Consider the following 20,737-nt stretch of genomic DNA (forward strand, 5'->3'; position numbering starts at 1 on the left):
TTCATGCGCGCGCTCTACGCCATTGCGCTGTTCGAGGCCCGGCAGCGCCTGAAGCTCCTCTCGACCTGGGTCTATTTCGCCTCCTTCCTGGCGCTGGCGATGCTGTGGGTGGCCGCGTCCGGCGGCGCCTTCAAGGACTTCACGGTCTCCTTCGGCGGCCGGGTGCTGGTCAACGGTCCGCGCCAGGTGGCGCTGTCCGTGGCCCTGCTGGGCTGCTTCGGCATCGTGGTGGCGGCCGCCATGCTGGGCCGCTCGGTGCAGCAGGACTTCGAATACGAGACCCACCACTTCTTCTTCAGCGCGCCGATCCCGAAGTCCGCCTACGTGTTCGGGCGTTTCCTCGGCGCCCTGGCCACGATGGCCGTGGTGTATTCCTCGATCGTGCTGGGCAACCTGCTGGGGACCCTGCTGCCGGGCGTCGACCCGTCGCGGGTCGGGCCATTCTCGGCGCTGGCCTACCTGGCGCCCTACTTCCTGACCCTGCTGCCCAACCTGTTCATCTTCGGCGCCATCTTCTTCGTGCTGGCGGCGCTGACGCGGCGCATGCTGCCGGTGTACGTGGCCGGCGTGGTGATGATGATCGGCTACCTGGTGGCGCCCTCGCTGGCGCGCGACCTCGACTACAAGACCCTGGCGGCCCTGATCGACCCCTTCGGAACCACCGCCCTGATCCGCCTGACCGAATACTGGACCATCGCCGAGCGCAACACGCGCATGGTCCCGTTCGAAGGCGTCTACCTGGCGAACCGCCTGATCTGGTCGGCCTTCTCGCTGGTCGTGCTGCTGCTCGGCTACTGGCGCTTCAGCTTCGTCTCCAGCCCGCCGGCCCGGCGCGCGGCCGCGCGCGGCGAAGGCGAGACCGCGGCGGCCACGCCCCAGCCGGCCGCCAGCACGCGCGAGGCGCCCGACTTCGCCGCCCGCAACCTGGGCCTGCTGCTGCTGAAATCGACCTGGCTCAACCTGCGCGAGTCGGTCAAGAACGTCTACTTTGCCGTGATCGCGCTGGCCGGCGTGCTGGTGCTGGTGGTCAGCTCGCTCGACCTGGGCACCATCTACGGCACCACCACCTATCCGGTCACCTACATGGTGCTGGACCTGATCCGCGACGTGTTCGCGGTGTTCCTGCTGATCGTCACCACTTTCTATGCCGGTGAGATGGTCTGGCGCGAACGCGAATCGCGCATGGCCCAGATGCTGGACGCGATGCCGGTGCCGAGCTGGCTGCCGCTGGCGGCCAAGACCCTGGCCCTGGTCGGCCTGCAGGCCGTGCTGCTGCTGGTGGCGATGGTGTGCGGGATGCTGATCCAGCTGTTCCGCGGCTACGTGGCGCTGGAGCCGGGCCTCTACCTGTTCACCCTGTTCGTCGTGCTGCTGCCCAAGTACGCGCTGGTGGCGGTGCTGGCGGTCGCGGTCCAGGCCATCCTCAACCACAAATACCTCGGCTACTTCGTGCTGGTGCTGTACTACGTGGCCAGCATCACCCTGTCCACCCTGGGCCTGGACCACCCGATGCTGCTGTACGGGGCGCTGCCGGACGTGACCTATTCGGCGATGAACGGCTTCGGCCACCACCTGGCGCTGCAGCGCGCGCTGCTGGTGTACTGGGGCGGCGCCGCGCTGGTGCTGCTGGCGGCCGCGCTGGTGCTGTGGCCGCGCGGCGTGACCGACCGCTTCCACGACCGCCTGCAGCTGGCGCGCCAGCGCCTGAGCCCGGGCGTGCTGGGCGCCTTCGGCCTGGGCGCCCTGCTGTTCCTGGGGTCCGGCGCGCTGCTCTGGTACAACCTGGAACACGTGGGCGCCTACCAATCCGCCTGGACCAAAGACCGCCTGCGCGCCGAGTACGAACTGCGCTACCACCGCTACGCGAAACTCGCGCAGCCGCGCATCACCGACGTCGACCTGCAGGTCGACATCATGCCGGCCACCCGCACCCTGAAGGTGAAGGGCGCCTACCAGCTGGAGAACCGCAGCGGCGCACCGATCTCGGAACTGGTCCTGACCCAGCAGCCCGGCCCGGTGCTGCGTCCGCGCTTCTCGCAGCCGGTGCGCCTGCTGTCGGCCGACGCCAAACGCGGCTTTTACCGCTACACCCTGGCCACGCCGCTGGCGGCGGGCGCGCGCATCGCCCTCGAATTCGAACTGGAGGATGCGCCGGGCGGCGTGCTGGGCCTGGGCCGCGACACGGCGGTGGTAGGCAACGGCACCTTCTTCAGCAACGCGCTCCTGCCCCACGTCGGCTACCAGCACAACGTCGAACTGCAGGACGACCGCGACCGCAAGCGCCACGGCCTGGCGCCGAAGGAGCGCATGGCGGCGCGCGAGGACGAAAGCGCGCGCGCCAGCAACTACCTCGGCGGCGACGCCGACTGGATCCGCTTCGACGCCGTGGTCTCCACCTCGCTCGACCAGATCGCGGTGGCGCCGGGCACCCTGGACAGCGAGTGGATGGCCAAGGGCCGCCACTACTTCCACTACCGGATGGACAAGCCGATCCTGAACTTCTATACCTTCCAGTCGGCGCGCTACGAAGTGCGGCACGACCGCTGGCAGGATGTGACGATCGACGTCTACTACCAGCCCGGCCACGACTTCAACGTCGACCGCATGATCAGCGGCGCCAAGGCCGCCCTCGAATACGGCACGAAGCACTTCGCTCCCTACCAGTTCCGCGAGCTGCGCATCGCAGAGTTCCCGCGCTATGCCTCGTATGCCCAGGCGGCGCCGGGCGCCATCGCGTTCTCGGAGAGCGCCGGCTTCATCGCCAAGGTCGATCCGGAGTCGCGCAAGGACATCGACTACCCGTATTACGTGACCGCCCACGAAGTCGGCCACCAGTGGTGGGCGCACCAGCTGATCGGCGCCGACACCCGCGGCGCCACCGTGCTGTCGGAGAGCCTGGCCGAATACACGGCGCTGATGACGATGCGGCGCAGCTTCGGCTCCAGCAAGATGCGGCGCTTCCTGCGCTACGACCTCGAGGAATACCTGATGGGCCGGGCGACGGAACGCAAGCGCGAACTGCCGCTGGCGCAGAACGAGGACCAGCCCTACATCCACTACCGCAAGGGCAGCCTGGCGATGTACCTGCTGCAGGACCTGGTGGGCGAGGAAACCGTGAACGGCGTGCTGCGCCAGCTGCTGGCCGAATACGCCTTCCGCGGGGCACCCTACCCGACCGTCACCACCCTGATCGAGAGGCTGCGCGCGGTGACGCCGGCGGACAAGGCCTACCTGATCGACGACCTGTTCGAGTCCATCGTGCTGTACGGGAACCGCGCCGACAGCGCCAGCGCGCGCCGCCGCAAGGATGGCAAATACGAGGTGACGATCCGCGCCACCGCCGGCAAGGTGAGCGCCGGCGAACTGGGCGAGGAACGCGAGGTGCCGCTCAAGGACTGGATCGAATTCGGCGTCGACGACGAAAACGGCAACCCGCTGGCACGCGAGCGCCGCCTGGTCGAGCGCCGCCAGCAGACCGTCGTGCTGGTGGTCGACGGCCGCCCGGCAAGGGCCGGCATCGACCCCGATAACAAGCTGATCGACAGGAAACCAACGGATAATATGGTCCCTGTCGACACGCAATAAACTTCACGTTATTATCTGGTCACAATTTCCTGTTAGGAGTATGAGGATGTCTATCGTCGCCGAACTGGCCGCACAGATCCAGCAGCTTTCCCCAGCGGAAAAGCGCGAGCTGCTGCAGTTGCTGCTGACCGACAGCGACGAGGCGGAACAGGACGCCGACGAAGCCTGGCGCGCCGAGATCGTGCGCCGCGTGAAGGCGATCCGTAACGGCGAGGCGGCGATCCGCGCGCTGAAGGAAGACTGGCGGGAGTAATCCGCCGCTGCCGCGGCTTGTGGCAGACCTTGAAACAACCGCGAAGCGATTCGCGGTTTTTTTATGCCCGGGTATCGGTCCTGCGCGCGAACCAGGCCGCCAGCACGGAACCGGAGAGGTTGTGCCAGACGCTGAACAGCGCACTCGGCACCGCCGCCAGGGGACTGAAGTGCGCGGCCGCCAGGGCGGCGCCGAGTCCGGAATTCTGCATGCCCGTCTCCAGCATGACCGCCTTGCGCTTCGCGAGGTCCATGCCGAACATCCTGGCGAACAGGTAGCCGAGCGCGAAACCCAGCAGATTGTGCAGGACCACGGCGACCAGGATCAGCAGGCTGCCGGTCGCGAGCTTGGGTTGATTCAGGGCAACGACGATGGCGACGATCACCACGATGGCCGCCGTGGACACCAGCGGCAGGACCTTGACGCTGGCCGCCGCCTGCCGGCGGAACAGGGTCTTGGCGACGATCCCCAGCAGGATGGGGACGATGACTACCTGCACGATATCCAGGAACAGGGACTGCGTGTTAATGCTCATCCATTTGCCGGCCAGCAGGGACACCAGGGCCGGCGTGGCGAGCGGCGCGACCAGGGTCGACACCGAGGCGATCGACACCCCGAGCGCAACATCGCCCTTCGCCAGGAAGGTCATCACGTTGGAGGCCGTGCCACTGGGACAGCAGCCGACCAGGATCACGCCGACGGCGATGTCCGGCGGCAGGCGCAGCGCCACCGCCAGCACGTAAGCGATGCCGGGCATGATGAGGTAGTGGCCGACGACGCCGATCGCGACGTCCTTCGGCCGGCGGAAGACTTCCCGGAAATCCGCCGCCGACAGGGTCAGCCCCATGCCGAACATGACGATGCCGAGCAGGGGCGTGATCCAGGCCTTGTGGCCCGTGAACAGCTGGGGCGCGAAAAAGCCGAAGCAGGCGAACAGGAGGACCCAGGCCGAAAATGTTCTGCCTACAAAACTGCTGACTTTTTCCAGTGCCTTCACGCGTGTTCACTTTCCGATGACGAATCCTGGAAGAGCGTAACACGCCTCCATCGGCAATGCTTATAGGCACTGTCGATTTATCGGCTCAGCTTCTGAATTGGCGCAGAAGCTTTCCCAGCCATCGCCGGGCGTGACGGCCGGGCCGGACATTGCGGAAAAGATTCCATACATGGCGCGAACAGCAAAAAAACGCGGGCCAAAGCCCGCGTTCCTTTATGGGAAACAGCTGGTCTTATTCGCCAACCGCCTTCTTTGCCGCCGTGGCACGCTTGGCCGCCGGCTTCTTGGCTGCCACTGCCTTGGCGGCAGGCTTTTTGACGGCAACCGTCTTGGCCGCCGTCTTCCTGGCGGCGGTCTTGGCTGCCGTCTTGGCCACTACCGCCGTGCCGCCCTCGTCTCCGCCCTCGTCGGCACCCGCAGCCTTGCCCTTGGCGCCCGGCTTGGCCTTGCGCTCCTCGAATTCGAAGCTGATCTTGCCGTCCTTGCCGCGCACCAGGAAAGCTTTGAATGGGCGGCGGGTGCGCTGCGAGATGAAGCCCGGCAGCAGGTCGGTCTTGCCTTCGTTCAGCAGCTTGGCCATCTGCTCCGGCAGGATCTCCTGCTGCAGGATGATGCGGCTGCTGCGGAAGTCGCAAGTCTTGGGCTTGGCCACCTGGTGTTCGCACACATAGGCCAGGCCCATCTCGTAGACGCCGCCATTGCATTTCGGGCAGGGGCCGAGCGGGGTCTGGCCGGTGAAGTCGACGCCTTCGCCCTCCTCGCCCTCTTGCTGGTCCTGGCCGAAGTCGAACTCCAGCTTGTAGTTGTGGATGTCCTCGTCGCGCACGATGCGCAGGATGGCGGCGAAGGGACGGCCCATCTTCGAGCGGAAGCCCTGCAGCGGGCCGATGGTGCGGTTCTTCAGCAGTTCCTCGACTTCCTCGATCTCGAACTGGCGGCCGCCCGGCACCTTGCTCATCGAGAAATCACACTTGGTGCAGGCGAAGCGGCGATAGTTTTCCTTGACCACGCCGGCGCAATTCGGGCACGGCGTCTTGAGGGTCGCGTACTCGCCCGGGATGGTGTCGTTGTCGTATTCCTTGGCGCGCTTGACGATGATCTGGGTCATCTGTGCGATCTCGCGCATGAACTCTTCACGCGAGATCTGGCCCTTCTCCATCTGCGACAGCTTGTATTCCCATTCGCCGGTCAGTTCCGGCGCGGTCAGCTCGTTCACGCCCAGGCCGCGCAGCAGGGTCATCAGCTGGAAGGCCTTGGCGGTCGGGATCAGGTCGCGGCCCTCGCGCAGCAGGTATTTCTCTGTCAGCAAGCCTTCGATGATGGCCGCGCGGGTCGCCGGCGTGCCCAGGCCCTTGCCGGCCATGGCGTCGCGCAGCTCGTCGGAATCGACCAGCTTGCCCGCGCCTTCCATCGCCGACAGCAGGGTCGCTTCGTTGTAGCGTGCGGGCGGCTTGGTCACCAGGCCGTTCGGCGTGACCTTGTCGGCCAGCACCTTCTCGCCCTTGGCGACCGGCACCAGGCTGGCGCCGTCCTTGTCGTCGCCGGCGGCTTCCTTGCCGTACACGGCCAGCCAGCCGGGGTTGGTCATGACCTTGCCCTCGGTCTTGAACTGGTGGCCCGAGACTTCGGTATAGCGGGTCGTGACCAGGAACTCGGCGGCCGGGAAGAACACGGCCATGAAGCGGCGCGTGACCAGGTCGTAGAGCTTCTGTTCCGGCTCGGACAGGTTCTTCGGCACCACGCCGGTCGGGATGATCGCGAAGTGGTCCGAGATCTTGCTGTTGTCGAAGATGCGCTTGTTCGGCTTGACCCAGCCTTTATCCAGGATCTGCTTGGCGAACTGGTGGTAGTTCGGGTTTTCCTTCAGCACGCCCAGGGTGTCCTTGACCGTGCCGATGTAGTCTTCCGGCAGCGCGCGCGAATCGGTACGCGGATAGGTCAGCACCTTGTGCTTCTCGTACAGCGCCTGGGCCAGGCCCAGGGTGTTCTTGGCCGAGAAGCCGAAGCGGCCGTTGGCTTCGCGCTGCAGCGAGGTCAGGTCGAACAGGGCCGGCGCCATCGAGGTGGTCGGCTTCGATTCCTCGGTGACGATGCCCTGCTTGCCATGGCAGGCGACGACGATGGATTCGGCGGCGGCCTTGCTCCACAGGCGCTCGGCGCGCTTTTCCGGATCGTTCTCGTCCTTCTTGAAATTCGTGTCCAGCCAGCGCCCTTCGTAGACGCCGGCGGCGCAGACGAACTCGGCGCGCACTTCCCAGTAATCGCGCGGCACGAACTTGCGGATCTTCTCTTCGCGCTCGACCACGATCGACAGGGTCGGGGTCTGCACACGGCCGACGGTGGTCAGGAAGAACCCGCCCTCCTTCGAGTTGAAGGCGGTCATGGCGCGGGTACCGTTGATGCCGATCAGCCAGTCCGCTTCCGAGCGGCAGCGCGCGGCGTCGGCCAGCGGCAGCATCTCTTCGTCGCTGCGCAGGTGGGCGAAGCCGTCGCGGATCGCGTTCGGCGTCATCGACTGCAGCCAGAGGCGCTTGACCGACTGCTTGGCCTTGGCGTTCTGGGCGATCAGGCGGAAGATCAGTTCACCTTCGCGGCCCGCGTCGCATGCGTTGATCAGGGTCGTGACATCCTTGCGCTTGATCAGCTTGTTCAGCACCTTGAGGCGCGATTCGGTCTTGGCGATCGGGTTCAGCGCGAAGTACGGCGGGATCATCGGCAGGTGGGTGAAGCTCCACTTGCCGCGCTTGACGTCGTACTCCTCCGGCACCGCGATCTCGAGCAGGTGGCCCACCGCGGACGACAGGACGTATTCGTCGGATTCGAAATACTCATCGTGCTTGGTGAAGCCGCCGAGCGCCTTGGCGATGTCGTTCGCCACGGAGGGCTTCTCGGCAATGATGAGGGCTTTGGTCATATGGTTTCTCTATATTCGGTGGTCGCGGCACGCGCATCATACATGACGGCGGCCGCACGGATCAGGATCGCATCCCCTGGAGTCCCGTCCGTTGATAGCTTATTGGTAACAATTAACAAGTAGCCGCAAATGATAAGCGGGTTGACGCGCACTCCGCAAGTAGACTCTGCCTCCCGTCTGCTGAGCGAAAATACGCCTCATCTTGCCTTATTGCAAGAAAAAACGGGGCCGCAGCCCCGTTTTCGTCATGACGATTGTGAAATATCAGTGTAGCAAGCGCGGTTCGGCGTCTTCGTCTTCGTCGGCCCCGAACAGGTCGTCGAACATGAGCGCGTCCGGCTCCTTGCCCTGGCTCCACAGCAGCATCAGGACGATGATCTTCAGCTTGCCCAGCGTGACCGGCGATTCGTCCAGCGCCAGCGCGCGTTCGATGACGATCTCGCGCTGCGAGGCGGTAAGCAGGCCGGCCAGCTCGAGGAACTGGATGAAGCCGACGGCAGCGCTGCCGAGGGCATCGACTTCTTGCGAAATATAGAAACGGGTACCGCTGGATTCAAGGGCCGGATTGGTGGTGCCGGCCATTTCGGTGAGACCGTTCAGCCAGTCCAGCGCTTCGGAAATCTCGACATCGTCGAAACCGACGGCGGACAGCTTGCGCGCCAAAGCGGCCGGCTCGGGGCAGGCATCGGGACGGTAATACGTCTCGTAGAGGTAGACTAGAATGTCGAACATGGTGACGCTACTGTAGCAGCTAAGTTCGCCCCGGCACAAGTGCGTCACAAGGTCCACTGCCGTCCAGAAACATCACCGTTGTTTATCGGCCTTATCCGCTTCTCTACTTACTTCACCACTCTTTGCACCCTGCCACCTGGCTGGCGTTCGACCATTCCGGCGAGCTCGAGCGCAAGCAATTGGCTGCTCAATAATGCGGGGCCGATGCCCAGCGATGCCAGCAAAATATCGGGCTCGACCGGGTCATGGCCGAGCGCGGCCAGCAGGGCGTCGCTGCCGGCCGGCGCGGCGTCCGGCGCATCGCAGCGGGCGGCGCAACGGGCCGCCTCCGGCGACGCCCAGCGCGCCAGCGGCGACATCGCCATCGCCTCCAGCACGTCGGCCGCGGTGTCGACCAGCTTGGCGCCTTCGCGGATCAGCATATGACAGCCCTTGGCCAGCGCGGCATGGATCGAACCCGGGATCGCGAACACCTCCCTGCCCTGCTCGGCCGCCTGGCGCGCCGTGATCAGCGAACCGGACTGCGCCGCCGCCTCGACCACCAGCACCCCGGCCGCCAGCCCGCTGATGATCCGGTTGCGCTTCGGGAAATTGCCTGGCAATGGAGGCGTGCCGACCGGATATTCGCTGACGATGCAGCCTTCCACGCCGATGCGCTCGCACAGGGCGCGGTTGCGCGCCGGATAGACCAGGTCCGGTCCGGTGCCGATCACGGCGACGGTCGAGGCGGGCCCCGTCAGCGCGCCCTCGTGGGCGGCGGCGTCGATCCCCAGCGCCAGGCCGGAGACGATGCACAGGCCGGCACCGGACAGGCTCGCGGCAAAGGCCAGCGCGTTCGCCTTGCCCTGGGCGCTGGCGTTGCGGCTGCCGACCACCGCCAGCATGGGCGATGCCAGCAATTCCACACGCCCTTTTATATAGAGCAGCAAGGGCGGATCGGGAATCTGGGCCAGCAGTTCCGGATAGCCGGGCTCGCCCAGCGCCAGCACCCGGTGGCCGGGCCGCTCGCGCCAGCGCAGCGTGGCCTCGACCAGGCGCTCGAGCTCGGCCGGGGCGGGCGCCAGCAGCGCCCTTGCCTGGGCCGGGCTCACATGCGCCGCCAAGGCCGCCTGGCCGGCGCCGAACACGGCGTCGATGCTGCCGAAGGCCTCGATCAGCTTGATGCCGGTACGCGGGCCGATGCCGCTCGCCCGCTCCAGGCGCAGCCAGGCCGCCAGCCTTGCGTCGCTCATGGGTGACGCCAGAAACGCGACGGCCGCTGGATCGTCTGCAGCGGCCGTCTTGTGCGAGGGGTGGAAGTCCGTGTCCTGCACGGCGGGATTACTCCGGTGATTTCGCCACGTCGCCTATTTCCACCGGCAACGTCACTTGCATGACCAGTCCATACGAGACATGGCCGAACACCCGGAAAATGAACAGTTCGCCATACTGCTCGTCCGGCATCCTCAAGCTCGACTTGCCGAAGCCGAGGAAGCCTTTGCTGCCGCCCGGGTCCTGGATCGTCTTCCCGAGATGATAGAGCTGCAGCACGGAGCCGACATCGAGTCCGTCAAGCGCGCCCCGGTTGACAGTCACGACCTGGTTCTGCGACGCGTAATTCGATTCGCTGGCCATCGACATGATGCGCGCCGTGACCGGCCGCTCCGGCGCGTGCGGCACGTAGTTGCGCATCGGGACGGCCGGGGTCGGCAGCAGGCGGTCGCCGACACCCATTTCCTGCACCGAACTGGTGACCGTGAAGCTGTGCACGTCCACGCCCGGCCCGGCTTCCTTCACCAGCCTGGCCGAGCCGACATAGGCGGCTTCGTGGGCGACGACCTTGCCGGTATCGGGGTCGATCAGTTCCTTGCCGGGACGGAAGACCTGGAAATTGGCGGCGCCGTTCAGGGGGCCGCGCACATAGACGCGGTCGCCTTCGGCCAGGTAGACCCGGGTTTCCGGGGTCGCGGCGATGCGCGGCGCGGCATCCAGCTCGCGCGGCTCGACCACCAGCGGCTGGGTCAGGAAGGGCTCGATCGCGCTCGAGGGAATCGAGGAGATGGCGTCGCGCGCCATTTCCTCGGTGCGGATCTGCGGCGACAGTTTCGTCACCGGCGGCAGGCCGGCTTCGGCGCCGGCGCCGCCCGCGCCCGGCTTGCTGAGCGTCAGGCGGCCGTGGGCGCGGTCGAAATAGATGATCTGGCCGGGGTAGATCCAGTGCGGGTTGCGGATCTCGTCGCGGTTCATGCCCCAGACCTGGGGCCAGCACCAGGGATGCTCGAGAAACTTGCCAGAAATATCCCAAAGCGTATCGCGCTTGACGACCACGTGCTGGTCGGGCGCGTTCGGGCGGAAGCTGCAGTGGGGGCCGGCGGCGGGAGCGGCCAGGGCCGGGATGGCCAGAACGGCAGATGCAAGAGCGGCGGCGGCGCTGCGGACCGTGAGCGATCGGACGACGCCTGTGCTAAAATTTTTCATCAAAGAGTCCGTAAAGTGCGGCTAAAACACAGATAAGTTCCTGGCAATCGACTCGCTGACCGCACGCCGGATCAAAGCTTGTTGTACCGAAGGGTTGCCGAACTGAATCAAATTCTGCCCACAAATCCCTGAACTAGCAAGACAACCGCGTCCTGCCACAGGCGCGGCGTGTTGCTTTTGTGTCTGTGCGGAAACAATTGTACAGGCTTGAACGGGCGTGACGGACACCCCATCTACGCATTACGACAGAATAAACAGAGTAAATAGAGAGCCATGGCCTTACTGAACATCCTTCGCTATCCCGACCCGCGCCTGCACAAAGTGGCCAAACCGGTCACCGAATTCGACGAGCGCCTGCACAAGCTGGTCGAGGACATGGCCGAGACCATGTATGACGCCCCCGGCGTGGGCCTGGCTGCGACCCAGGTCGACGTGCACGAGCGCGTGATCGTGATCGACGTCACCGAAACCCACGACCAGCTGCTGGTATTCGTCAACCCGGAAATCACCTGGTCGAGCCCGGAAAAGCAGGTCTACGACGAAGGCTGCCTGTCGGTGCCCGGCGTCTACGACGGCGTCGAGCGTCCGGCGCGCGTGAAGGTCAAGGCCGTCGACCAGCACAACAAGCCTTTCGAGATGGAATGCGACGGCCTGCTGGCGGTATGCATCCAGCACGAGATGGACCACCTGATGGGCAAGGTCTTCGTCGAATACCTGTCGCCGCTCAAGCGCAACCGCATCAAGACCAAGCTGCTCAAGGAAGAGCGCGCCCACCAGAACAGCGGTCCGAAGGCCGCCGGCCGCCGTTGATGGCGGCTCGCATGAAGGTCGTCTTCGCCGGCACGCCGGAGTTTGCCGCTTGTGCCCTGCGCGCCCTGATCGACGCCGGTTTCGAGATTCCCCTGGTGCTGACCCAGCCGGACCGTCCGGCCGGGCGCGGCATGCAGCTGCAAGCCTCCGCCGTCAAGCAGGTCGCGCTGGCCCATGGCATCGAGGTGCTGCAGCCGCTGTCGCTGCGCATGGATGCCAGGGATGCCCAGCGCGCCGAGGAGGCGAAAGCCGCCCACGAACGCCTGCTGGCCACCAGCTATGACGTGATGGTGGTCGCGGCCTATGGCCTGATCCTGCCGCGCTCCACCCTCGACATCAAGCCCTGCATCAATATCCACGGCTCCCTGCTGCCGCGCTGGCGCGGGGCGGCACCGATTCACCGCGCGATCGAATCCGGCGATGCCGAGACCGGCGTCACCATCATGGAAATGGAAGAAGGCCTGGATACCGGCCCGATGCTGTCGATGGAGCGCCTGCCCATCCTCGACACCGACACTACCGGCAGCCTGCACGACAAGCTGGCCGCGATGGGCGGCCGCATGATCGTCGAGGCCTTGCACAAGATGGCGGAAGGCGGCCTGGCCGCCGTGCCGCAGCCGGAACAAGGCGTGACCTACGCCGCCAAGATCAGCAAGGAAGAAGCGAAGCTGGACCTGCAGCGCCCCGCTGCCGAACTGGCGCGCAAGGTGCGGGCTTTCAATCCCTTCCCGGGTGCGCATGCGCAGGCGGGTGGCGTGACCATCAAGATCTGGAATGCGCAGGCGGTCGACGGCAAAGGCCGGCCCGGCCAGGTGCTGGCGGCGGATGCCCAGGGAATCGTGGTGGCTTGCGGGGAAGGCGCGCTGCGCCTGACGGAACTGCAGAAACCGGGCGGCAAGCGCCTGGCGGCGGGAGAGTTCCTGAAGGGATTTTCGTTCGACGGCGTGTCGTTCGAATAATTGCTACATAGGGTGGGCACTCCATGCCCACCTTTACACATTCACATCTTTCGTGGGCTTCGTGATCGATGCCCTGCATCAATCACACCCTGCATCTTAGTGCTGCTCTACCTGAGCACGCACGCGATTGGCTTCCATGTACTCGCGCAGGACCTGGTTGATGCGGGTCTGGTAGCCCGGGCCTGCCGATTTGAACCATTCCAGCATGTCGACGTCCAGGCGGATCGTCACAATCTGCTTCACGCCGCTGGCGGCGTTCTTGTTGGCGGTGCTTTCTTCAGTGCGGGTTGCCGGCTGGTCCCATTCAGGCACGTATTCTTTGTTCATTGCAATTCTTCCCATTGAGGCGGCGGACGACGGGTCCGCACATTCCGTTCGATTTGGACTAGGGGCCGCGCCAGCGGCGGCTCCATGGGAATTAATTGTCGTCCCTGTATGTATCCGGGAAATTGCTAATAAGCCTCATTTTGTATCGTACTGTAACAATGTGACTTCTGATACATAAGGTTACAAACGTCTTTACGCGGAGGCCTTCGGTAGCCTCCGCTTGACAGCCGAACAAACTCTGCTAGTAAAGGTATAATCGAAGACCCGCCTCTGTAAAACCCTCCCGGAAACCGACGATGAACACCGCTGCCCCGACCTATTCCCCCGCCGACGCCCAGCTGCGCGAGATCCTTGCGCGCCGCATCATGATCCTCGATGGGGCGATGGGCACGATCATCCAGCAGTACAAGCTCGACGAACAGGCCTACCGCGGCGAACGCTTCCGGGATTTCGCCGCGCCTGCCGGCAGCGGAGCACGCGAGCTGTTCGTGAAGGGGAATAACGAGCTGCTGAACCTGACCCAGCCGCAGATCATCCAGGAGATCCACGAGCGCTACCTCGCGGCCGGCGCCGACATCATCGAAACCAATACCTTCGGCGCCACCGGCATCGCCCAGGACGATTACCACATGGCGGAGCTGGTCTACGAGATGAACGTGGAGGCCGCCAAACTGGCGCGCGCCGCCTGCGCCAGGTATTCGACCCCGGACAAGCCGCGCTTCGCCGCCGGCGCCCTCGGCCCGACCCCGAAGACCGCATCGATCTCGCCGGACGTGAACGACCCGGCCGCGCGCAACGTCAGCTTCGATCAATTAGTGAGCTCTTATTACGAGCAGCTGCGCGGCCTGGTCGACGGCGGCGTCGACCTGCTGCTGGTGGAGACCATCTTCGACACCCTGAACTGCAAGGCGGCCCTGTTCGCGATCGACCAGTACTTCGACGAGCATCCGCAGACGCCGCGCCTGCCGCTGATGATTTCCGGGACCGTCACCGACGCCTCGGGCCGCATCCTGTCCGGCCAGACCGTGCCGGCCTTCTGGAACTCGGTGCGCCACGCGAAGCCGCTGACCATCGGCCTGAACTGCGCGCTGGGCGCGGCCCTGATGCGTCCCTATGCGCAGGAGCTGTCGACGATTGCCGACACCTATGTGTGCATCTACCCGAACGCCGGCCTGCCCAATCCGATGAGCGACACCGGCTTCGACGAGCTGCCGGCCGACACCTCGGCGCTGCTGAAAGAGTTCGCCGAAGCCGGCTTCATCAACGTGGCCGGCGGCTGCTGCGGCACCACGCCCGAACACATCAAGGCGATCGCCGACGTGATGGCCAAGGCCACGCCGCGCACCGTGCCGGAGGTACCGACCGCGCTGCGCCTGTCCGGCCTGGAGCCCTTCACCATCGACGACGCCTCGCTGTTCGTGAACGTCGGCGAGCGCACCAACGTGACCGGCTCCAAGGCCTTCGCGCGCATGATCCTGAACGAGCAGTTCGACGAGGCGCTGTCGGTGGCGCGCCAGCAGGTCGAGAACGGCGCCCAGGTCATCGACATCAACATGGACGAGGCGATGCTGGATTCGCAGGCGGCCATGACCCGCTTCCTGAACCTGATCGCCTCCGAACCGGACATCTCGCGCGTGCCGATCATGATCGACTCCTCGAAGTGGAGCGTGATCGAGGCCGGCCTGAAGTGCGTGCAAGGTAAAGCCATCGTCAACTCGATCTCGATGAAGGAAGGCGAGGAAGAATTCCTGCGCCAGGCCAAGCTGTGCCGCCGCTACGGCGCCGCCGTGATCGTGATGGCCTTCGACGAAAAGGGCCAGGCCGACACCTTCGAGCGCAAGACCGAGATCTGCAAGCGCGCCTACGACGTGCTGACGCAGAAGGTCGGCTTTCCGCCGGAAGACATCATCTTCGACCCGAACATCTTCGCGATCGCCACCGGCATCGAGGAGCACGACAACTACGCGGTCGACTTCATCAACGCGACCCGCTGGATCCGCGAGAACCTGCCGCATGCGAAGGTGTCGGGCGGCGTGTCGAACGTGTCCTTCTCCTTCCGCGGCAACGACCCGGCGCGCGAAGCCATCCACACCGTGTTCCTGTACCACGCGATCAAGGCCGGCATGACCATGGGGATCGTCAACGCCGGCATGATCGGCGTCTACGACGATCTCGATGCCGAGCTGCGCGAGCGCGTCGAGGACGTGGTGCTGAACCGCCGCAAGGACGCCACCGAGCGCATGATCGAATTCGCCGGCACCCTGAAGGCCGGCGGGAATAAACAGGAAGCGAACCTCGAGTGGCGCGAGGCGCCGGTCGGCAAGCGCCTGGCGCACGCGCTGGTGCACGGCATCACGCAGTGGATCGTCGAGGATACCGAGGAAGCGCGCGCTGGAATCGCGAATGAAGGCGGCCGTCCGATCCAGGTGATCGAAGGCCCGCTGATGGACGGCATGAACATCGTCGGCGACCTGTTCGGCCAGGGCAAGATGTTCCTGCCCCAGGTGGTGAAATCGGCACGCGTCATGAAGCAGGCCGTGGCCCACCTGATCCCCTTCATCGAAGAGGAAAAGGCGGAGGAGGAACGCCGCACCGGCATCGTCGCCAAACCGAAGGGCAAGATGGTGATCGCGACCGTGAAGGGCGACGTCCACGACATCGGCAAGAACATCGTCTCGGTGGTCCTGCAATGTAATAACTTCGAGATCGTCAACATGGGCGTGATGGTGCCCGCCGCCGAGATCCTGGCCAAGGCCAAGGAAGAGAACGCGGACATCATCGGCCTGTCCGGCCTGATCACGCCGTCGCTGGAAGAGATGGCCTATGTGGCGCGCGAGATGCAGCGCGACCCCTGGTTCCGCGAGCGCCAGGTGCCGCTGCTGATCGGCGGCGCCACCACCAGCCGCGCCCACACCGCGGTCAAGATCGCACCGCATTACGAAGGCCCGGTCGTGTACGTGCCGGACGCTTCGCGCTCGGTGTCGGTGGGCCAGGCCCTGGTGACCGCGGACACGCGCGACGCCTATGTGGCCGAACTGGCCGGCGACTATGAGCGCATCCGCGAGCAGCACGCCAACAAGAAGGCGCTGCCGATGGTGAGCCTGGAACAGGCGCGCGCCAACAAGGCCAAGCTCGACTACGCGCCGCAAAAGCCGAAGTTCATCGGCCGCCGCGTCTTCAAGAACGTCGAACTGTCCACCTTGGCGCGCTACATCGACTGGGGCCCCTTCTTCCAGACCTGGGACCTGGCCGGCCCCTACCCCGCCATCCTCAGCGACGAGGTGGTGGGCGAAGCGGCTTCCAAGGTGTTCGAGGAAGGCCAGGCGATGCTGAAGAAGATCGTCGATGGACGCTGGCTGACGGCGAACGGCGCCGTCGCCCTGCTGCCGGCGAACAGCGTCAACCACGACGACATCGAGATCTATACCGACGAATCGCGCAGCGAAGTCGCCTTCACCTGGTACGGCCTGCGCCAGCAGGGCGTGAAGCCGGTGGTGGACGGCGTGCAGCGTCCGAACCAGTGCCTGTCCGACTTCATCGCGCCGAAGGAGTCCGGCGTGGCCGACTACATCGGCATGTTCGCGGTGACCGCCGGCCTGGGCGCCGAGAAGATCGAGAAGCGCTTCGAAGCCGAGGGTGACGATTACTCGTCGATCATGGTCAAGGCCCTGGCCGACCGCCTGGCCGAAGCCTTTGCCGAGTACATGCACGAGCGCGTGCGCACCGACCTGTGGGGCTACGAGCCGCTGGAGAAGCTCAGCAACGAGCAGCTGATCAAGGAAGCCTATGTCGGCATCCGTCCGGCGCCGGGCTATCCGGCCTGCCCTGAGCACACGGTGAAGGCCGAGCTGTTCAAGACCCTGCAGGCCGAGGAGATCGGCATGCAGCTGACGGAATCCTTCGCCATGTATCCGGGCGCGGCGGTGTCGGGCTTCTACTTCTCGCATCCGGAGTCGAAGTACTTCGTGGTCGGGAAGATCGGGCAGGACCAGCTGGACGACATGGCGGCGCGCCGCGGGCTGCCGAAGGAAGACGTCGAGCGCTATCTGGCGCCGAACCTGTAACGCCTGAGCCGTCATTCCCGCGAAAGCGGGAACGACGTGGTGGCTACGCCCGCTTGAACTTCCACACGGCGAGCAAGCCGAATACCAGCGCAAACGCCAGCTCCACCCCCATCGCCGGCGCCACCGCCATCGCATCCATGCCGCGCCAGGTGACGGCATCGAGTCCGTCGACCGCCCAGCGGGTCGGCACCGCCATGGTCAGCTTCTGCAGCCATTCCGGGAACAGGAAGGACGGCATCCAGGCCCCGCCCAGCATCACCATGATCAGCACCGCGAACATCGCGATGCGGCGCGCCGCTTCGGGGGTCTTGCCGAAGGCCGCGATCAGCAGGCCCAGGCTGGCGGTCAGCACGCCGAAGCACAGTGCCAGGCCGAGGAAGCCCGGCAGGCTGGCGATGTGCACGCCGAACACCGCCACCGCCACCGCGAACACGATGCACAGCAGGGTAAAGGCGATGATGGCGCCGGAGGCGGCGCGCGACAGCAGCAACTGGGTCAGGCCCACCGGCGCCGCCAGCAGGCGGTTCCAGACGCCGGTGCGCTGCGCCAGCAGGATGCCGATGCCCATGTCGATGCCCATGAAGAGAATGAACTGCACGCCCATGCCGGCGAAGGCGTGGGCGTAGGCGTTGTAGCCCTGCTCCGCCGCGCCGCTGCTGAGCTGCTGGTCGCGGGTGGTGAAGGGCATGCTCAGGCCCCTGCCCGCGGCGCCGGACGCGCCGGCATCCTTTTGCGGCAGGGCCTGGAATTTCTGCACGCTGGCCAGCATGTCGCGCAAGGCGCGGCTGTCCGGGTCGGTCTGCGCTTTCGCGTCGAGCTGGCGCAGGCTGCGCTCGGTCATCTCCTGGCCCATCTTCCCGCCGAACATCTCGGCGCTCACCACCGACATCACCTGCTGGGTCAGCATGCCCTTGACCATGCCCAGCACGGCCGGCTGCGAGGGATCGTACAACAGCGGGATCGCGGGCTTGCCGCCGTTGCCGAACAGGGCCGCGCCGGCCGCTTCGCCGAAGCCCGCCGGCAGCACGATCGCCACTTTCTGGTCGCCCTTGCGCACCGCTTTTTCCGCGGCTTCGCGGGTCATCGGCGTGATGCGCAGGTTGGGGTCGGCCTTGAGGCCGGCGGCGATCCGGTTGCCGATCTCGCTGCCGTCCTGCTGCACCAGCGCGACCTCGATCGCGCTGGTCTTGGCGCTGCCGCCGAACAGGGAGCCGAAGAAGGCCGCGATCACGACCGGCAGCACCAGGGTCATGACCAGCGCGCGGCGGTCCGACAGGAACAGGAGGATGTCCTTGCGGATCAGGGCGACGAAGGGGATCAATGAGGGAGTCAGGGCGGCGTTCATGTCAGTCGCGCAGGCTGCGTCCGGTCAGGGTCAGGAAGATGTCTTCGAGGCTGGTGCGCGCGGTGGCGAAGTGCAGCGGACGGCAGCCGGCCTGCTGCAGCCAGCCCATCACCGGCAGGGCATCGGCCGCCTGCGCCAGGCCGATGTCGATCGCGCCGCCGTTCGCGCTGAGCGAGGTGACGCCGCGCTGGCCGCGCAAGCCTTCCAGCAGCGAGGCATGGGCCGGCTCCGCCAGTTCGACCCGCAGCGCGGCCTGGGCCGCCAGCCGGCTGTGCAGCGAGGCCGGGCTTTCGTCGGCCAGCACCTTGCCGTGGTCGATGATGACGATGTGGTCGGCCAGGCGTTCCACCTCTTCCATGTAGTGGCTGGTGTAGATCAGGGCCTTGCCCTGGGCCTGCAGGGCTTCCAGGGTGTCGAAGATGGCGTTGCGGCTCTGCGGGTCGACGCCGACGGTGGGCTCGTCCAGGATCAGGAGCTGGGGATCGTGCATCAGGGCCGCGGCAATGTTCAATCGCCGCTTCATCCCGCCGGAATAGGTGGCCGGCTTGTCGCGCGCGCGGTCGAGCAGGTTCACCTGGCCCAGGACCTTGTCGATGCGATCAAGCAGCAGGCCGCCGCGCAGGCCGTACAGGGCGCCGAACAGGCGCAGGTTCTCGGTCGCGGACAGGTCGTCGTACAGGGCCAGGTCCTGCGGCACCACGCCGATCCTGCGCTTGACCGCGGCGGCGCCCGGTCCGACCCGCTCGCCGCCCAGGAAGATCTCGCCCGAGTCGGGCACGAGCAGGCCGCACAGCATGCCGACCGTGGTCGACTTGCCGGCGCCGTTCGGGCCCAGCAGGCCGACGGTCTGGCCGGCCAGCACGCGGAAGGAGACGCCGTCGACCGCCCGGCGTGTGCCGTAGGTCTTGACCAGGTTGTGCACACTCAGGAGGACGGACGACATGCTTTACACCTCCTTAGATCGCGTACCTTACGACGGAATCGGACCACTGGAACGCGGCCATCTCGAGTTCGACCATGTCGTCGCCCGATATCGCCAGCCCGCGCAGCGACGGCAGCACGCCGTCTTCCTGGCCCTCGTGGCTGTCGGGCGACTCGATGCATTCGGCCAGCCTGAGCAGCTCGCCGAAGAAGCCGCCGCGGCGCAGCAGCGCTTGCGAGACCTCGTCGCTGACCGGGATCTGTTCGACGATGTCGGCCATCGGAATGCCGAACAGGACGTCCATCAGCGACATGATGCCGACCGTGAAGGCGATCTCGGACAGGTAGCGCTGGCCGGGGCGCAGGCGCTGGGCCAGCAGCTCCATCAGGCGGCCGCGGGTGGTCGCCAGCATCAGCAGCGGGGTCTGGTTGTGGCCGCGCGTGCCCGGTTCGGCGTACAGCATGATCTGCAGCCAGCGCTGCAGCTGGCGCCGGCCCAGCACGATCAGGGCCTGGGACACCGAATCGATGCGCTGGCGCGCGCCCACCGCCGGCGTGTTCACCAGGCGCAGCAGGTTCATCGCCACCGTGACGTCGCGCTTCACGGCACGTTCGATGTCGGCGTTGTCGACGTCCGAGGTCACCAGCTTCATCAGCTCCAGCACCGCCGCCTGCGAGGGCGACAGCTTGCGTCCGCCCAGCACCGAGGGACGGGCGAAATAATAGCCCTGGAAGTAGTCGATGCCGAGGTCGAGGCAGGCCTGGTATTCGTCGCGGGTCTCGACCTTGTTCGCCACCACGGTCTTGTCCATGCCGTGCAGGCGCGCCACCAGGGTGCTCAGGGCCGGCTGCGGCGTCGTGCGCAGGTCGAGCTTGACGAAGCGCGCCAGCGGCAGCAGCTTCTGCAGGCGCGCCGCATCGTCCATACCCTCGCCTGCACTGCCGCTATCGATGCCGTCGAGGGCGAACCGGAAGCCGTGGCCGGCCAGCTCGGCCAGGCGCGCCAGGGTCGCCTCGTCCGGCGCCACCGAAGCGGCCAGTTCGAGCACCGTGCGCTCGCGCGGCAGGAAGGCGAAGATGTCGCTGCCCAGCACATCGGCGTCGACGTTCAGGAAACAGTGGGCGTCGCCGATGGCGCGCGCCAGGCCGAGCTGGGCGGCGTGGGCAATGACGGCGGCGGTGGCGCTCAGGCCGGCGCCCTGCCCGACGTCCGCCTGGCCGAGCGGCGTGCTGCGGAACAGCAGCTCGTAGCCGAACAGGGACTGGTTACGGTCCAGCACGGGCTGGCGGCCCAGGTAGAAGTCACGCACCCGCAAGGGATGGTCGGCATGATCCTGTCTCAGGGTATCGGTCATCTCGGACTCTTCGGCAGC

General features: G+C 66.0%; 14 protein-coding genes. 5 read left to right on the plus strand and 9 right to left on the minus strand.

Annotated features, from left to right (window positions below):
* Window positions 1-3: 3 nt before the first annotated feature.
* Complete coding sequence (locus tag AB4Z32_RS22155) at window positions 4-3,585, plus strand: ABC transporter permease/M1 family aminopeptidase (protein WP_442124031.1); 3,582 nt, start codon at window positions 4-6, stop codon at window positions 3,583-3,585.
* 46 nt (window positions 3,586-3,631) lie between these two features.
* Window positions 3,632-3,838, plus strand: a complete 207-nt coding sequence (locus tag AB4Z32_RS22160; protein WP_442124032.1) for an addiction module protein — start codon at window positions 3,632-3,634, stop codon at window positions 3,836-3,838.
* A gap of 61 nt (window positions 3,839-3,899) precedes the next feature.
* Here the strand turns inward: AB4Z32_RS22160 and AB4Z32_RS22165 are convergent, their stop codons facing one another.
* The 5 genes from AB4Z32_RS22165 to AB4Z32_RS22185 all read right to left on the minus strand — a co-directional run bounded on the left by AB4Z32_RS22165 (window position 3,900) and on the right by AB4Z32_RS22185 (window position 10,938).
* Window positions 3,900-4,835, minus strand: coding sequence for a bile acid:sodium symporter family protein (locus AB4Z32_RS22165; protein ID WP_442124033.1), 936 nt, complete (start codon window positions 4,833-4,835; stop codon window positions 3,900-3,902).
* A gap of 232 nt (window positions 4,836-5,067) precedes the next feature.
* A complete protein-coding gene (locus AB4Z32_RS22170; protein ID WP_442124034.1) occupies window positions 5,068-7,749 on the minus strand; it encodes a DNA topoisomerase III in 2,682 nt (893 codons plus the stop codon).
* A 264-nt stretch (window positions 7,750-8,013) separates the two neighbouring features.
* Window positions 8,014-8,481 (minus strand): DUF494 family protein, encoded by a 468-nt coding sequence (locus AB4Z32_RS22175; RefSeq protein ID WP_442124035.1) that lies wholly within the window; start codon window positions 8,479-8,481, stop codon window positions 8,014-8,016.
* 107 nt (window positions 8,482-8,588) lie between these two features.
* A complete protein-coding gene (dprA, locus tag AB4Z32_RS22180) occupies window positions 8,589-9,713 on the minus strand; it encodes a DNA-processing protein DprA (protein WP_442124036.1) in 1,125 nt (374 codons plus the stop codon).
* An 88-nt stretch (window positions 9,714-9,801) separates the two neighbouring features.
* Window positions 9,802-10,938 (minus strand): LysM peptidoglycan-binding domain-containing protein, encoded by a 1,137-nt coding sequence (locus AB4Z32_RS22185; protein WP_442124037.1) that lies wholly within the window; start codon window positions 10,936-10,938, stop codon window positions 9,802-9,804.
* Between the two features lie 273 nt (window positions 10,939-11,211).
* On the opposite strand from AB4Z32_RS22185, the gene def reads away from it, so the two are divergent.
* Window positions 11,212-11,748, plus strand: a complete 537-nt coding sequence (def, locus tag AB4Z32_RS22190) for a peptide deformylase (RefSeq protein WP_442124038.1) — start codon at window positions 11,212-11,214, stop codon at window positions 11,746-11,748.
* Between the two features lie 11 nt (window positions 11,749-11,759).
* A complete protein-coding gene (gene fmt / locus AB4Z32_RS22195) occupies window positions 11,760-12,707 on the plus strand; it encodes a methionyl-tRNA formyltransferase (protein WP_442124039.1) in 948 nt (315 codons plus the stop codon).
* Between the two features lie 96 nt (window positions 12,708-12,803).
* Here the strand turns inward: fmt and AB4Z32_RS22200 are convergent, their stop codons facing one another.
* On the minus strand, window positions 12,804-13,034 hold the full coding sequence (locus AB4Z32_RS22200; protein WP_442124040.1) for a BrnA antitoxin family protein: 231 nt from the start codon (window positions 13,032-13,034) through the stop codon (window positions 12,804-12,806).
* A gap of 296 nt (window positions 13,035-13,330) precedes the next feature.
* Between AB4Z32_RS22200 and metH the strand changes: the two genes are divergently transcribed.
* A complete protein-coding gene (metH, locus tag AB4Z32_RS22205) occupies window positions 13,331-17,098 on the plus strand; it encodes a methionine synthase (RefSeq protein WP_442124041.1) in 3,768 nt (1,255 codons plus the stop codon).
* Between the two features lie 43 nt (window positions 17,099-17,141).
* On the opposite strand, the gene AB4Z32_RS22210 is transcribed toward metH, so the two are convergent.
* Genes AB4Z32_RS22210 through AB4Z32_RS22220 form a run of 3 tightly spaced genes read right to left on the minus strand, consistent with a single transcriptional unit; the run spans window position 17,142 to window position 20,719 of the window.
* Window positions 17,142-18,443 carry an ABC transporter permease gene (locus tag AB4Z32_RS22210; protein WP_442124042.1) on the minus strand — a complete coding sequence of 434 codons (1,302 nt, stop codon included), beginning with the start codon at window positions 18,441-18,443 and terminating at the stop codon, window positions 17,142-17,144.
* 1 nt (window position 18,444) lies between these two features.
* Entirely contained in the window at window positions 18,445-19,386 is a 942-nt protein-coding gene (locus AB4Z32_RS22215; protein ID WP_442124043.1) for an ABC transporter ATP-binding protein, read from the minus strand.
* Between the two features lie 13 nt (window positions 19,387-19,399).
* Window positions 19,400-20,719 carry an EAL and HDOD domain-containing protein gene (locus tag AB4Z32_RS22220; protein ID WP_442124044.1) on the minus strand — a complete coding sequence of 440 codons (1,320 nt, stop codon included), beginning with the start codon at window positions 20,717-20,719 and terminating at the stop codon, window positions 19,400-19,402.
* Window positions 20,720-20,737 lie beyond the last annotated feature (18 nt).

It is taken from the genome of Massilia sp. 2TAF26 (assembly GCF_052115005.1).
GTDB lineage: Bacteria > Pseudomonadota > Gammaproteobacteria > Burkholderiales > Burkholderiaceae_D > Telluria.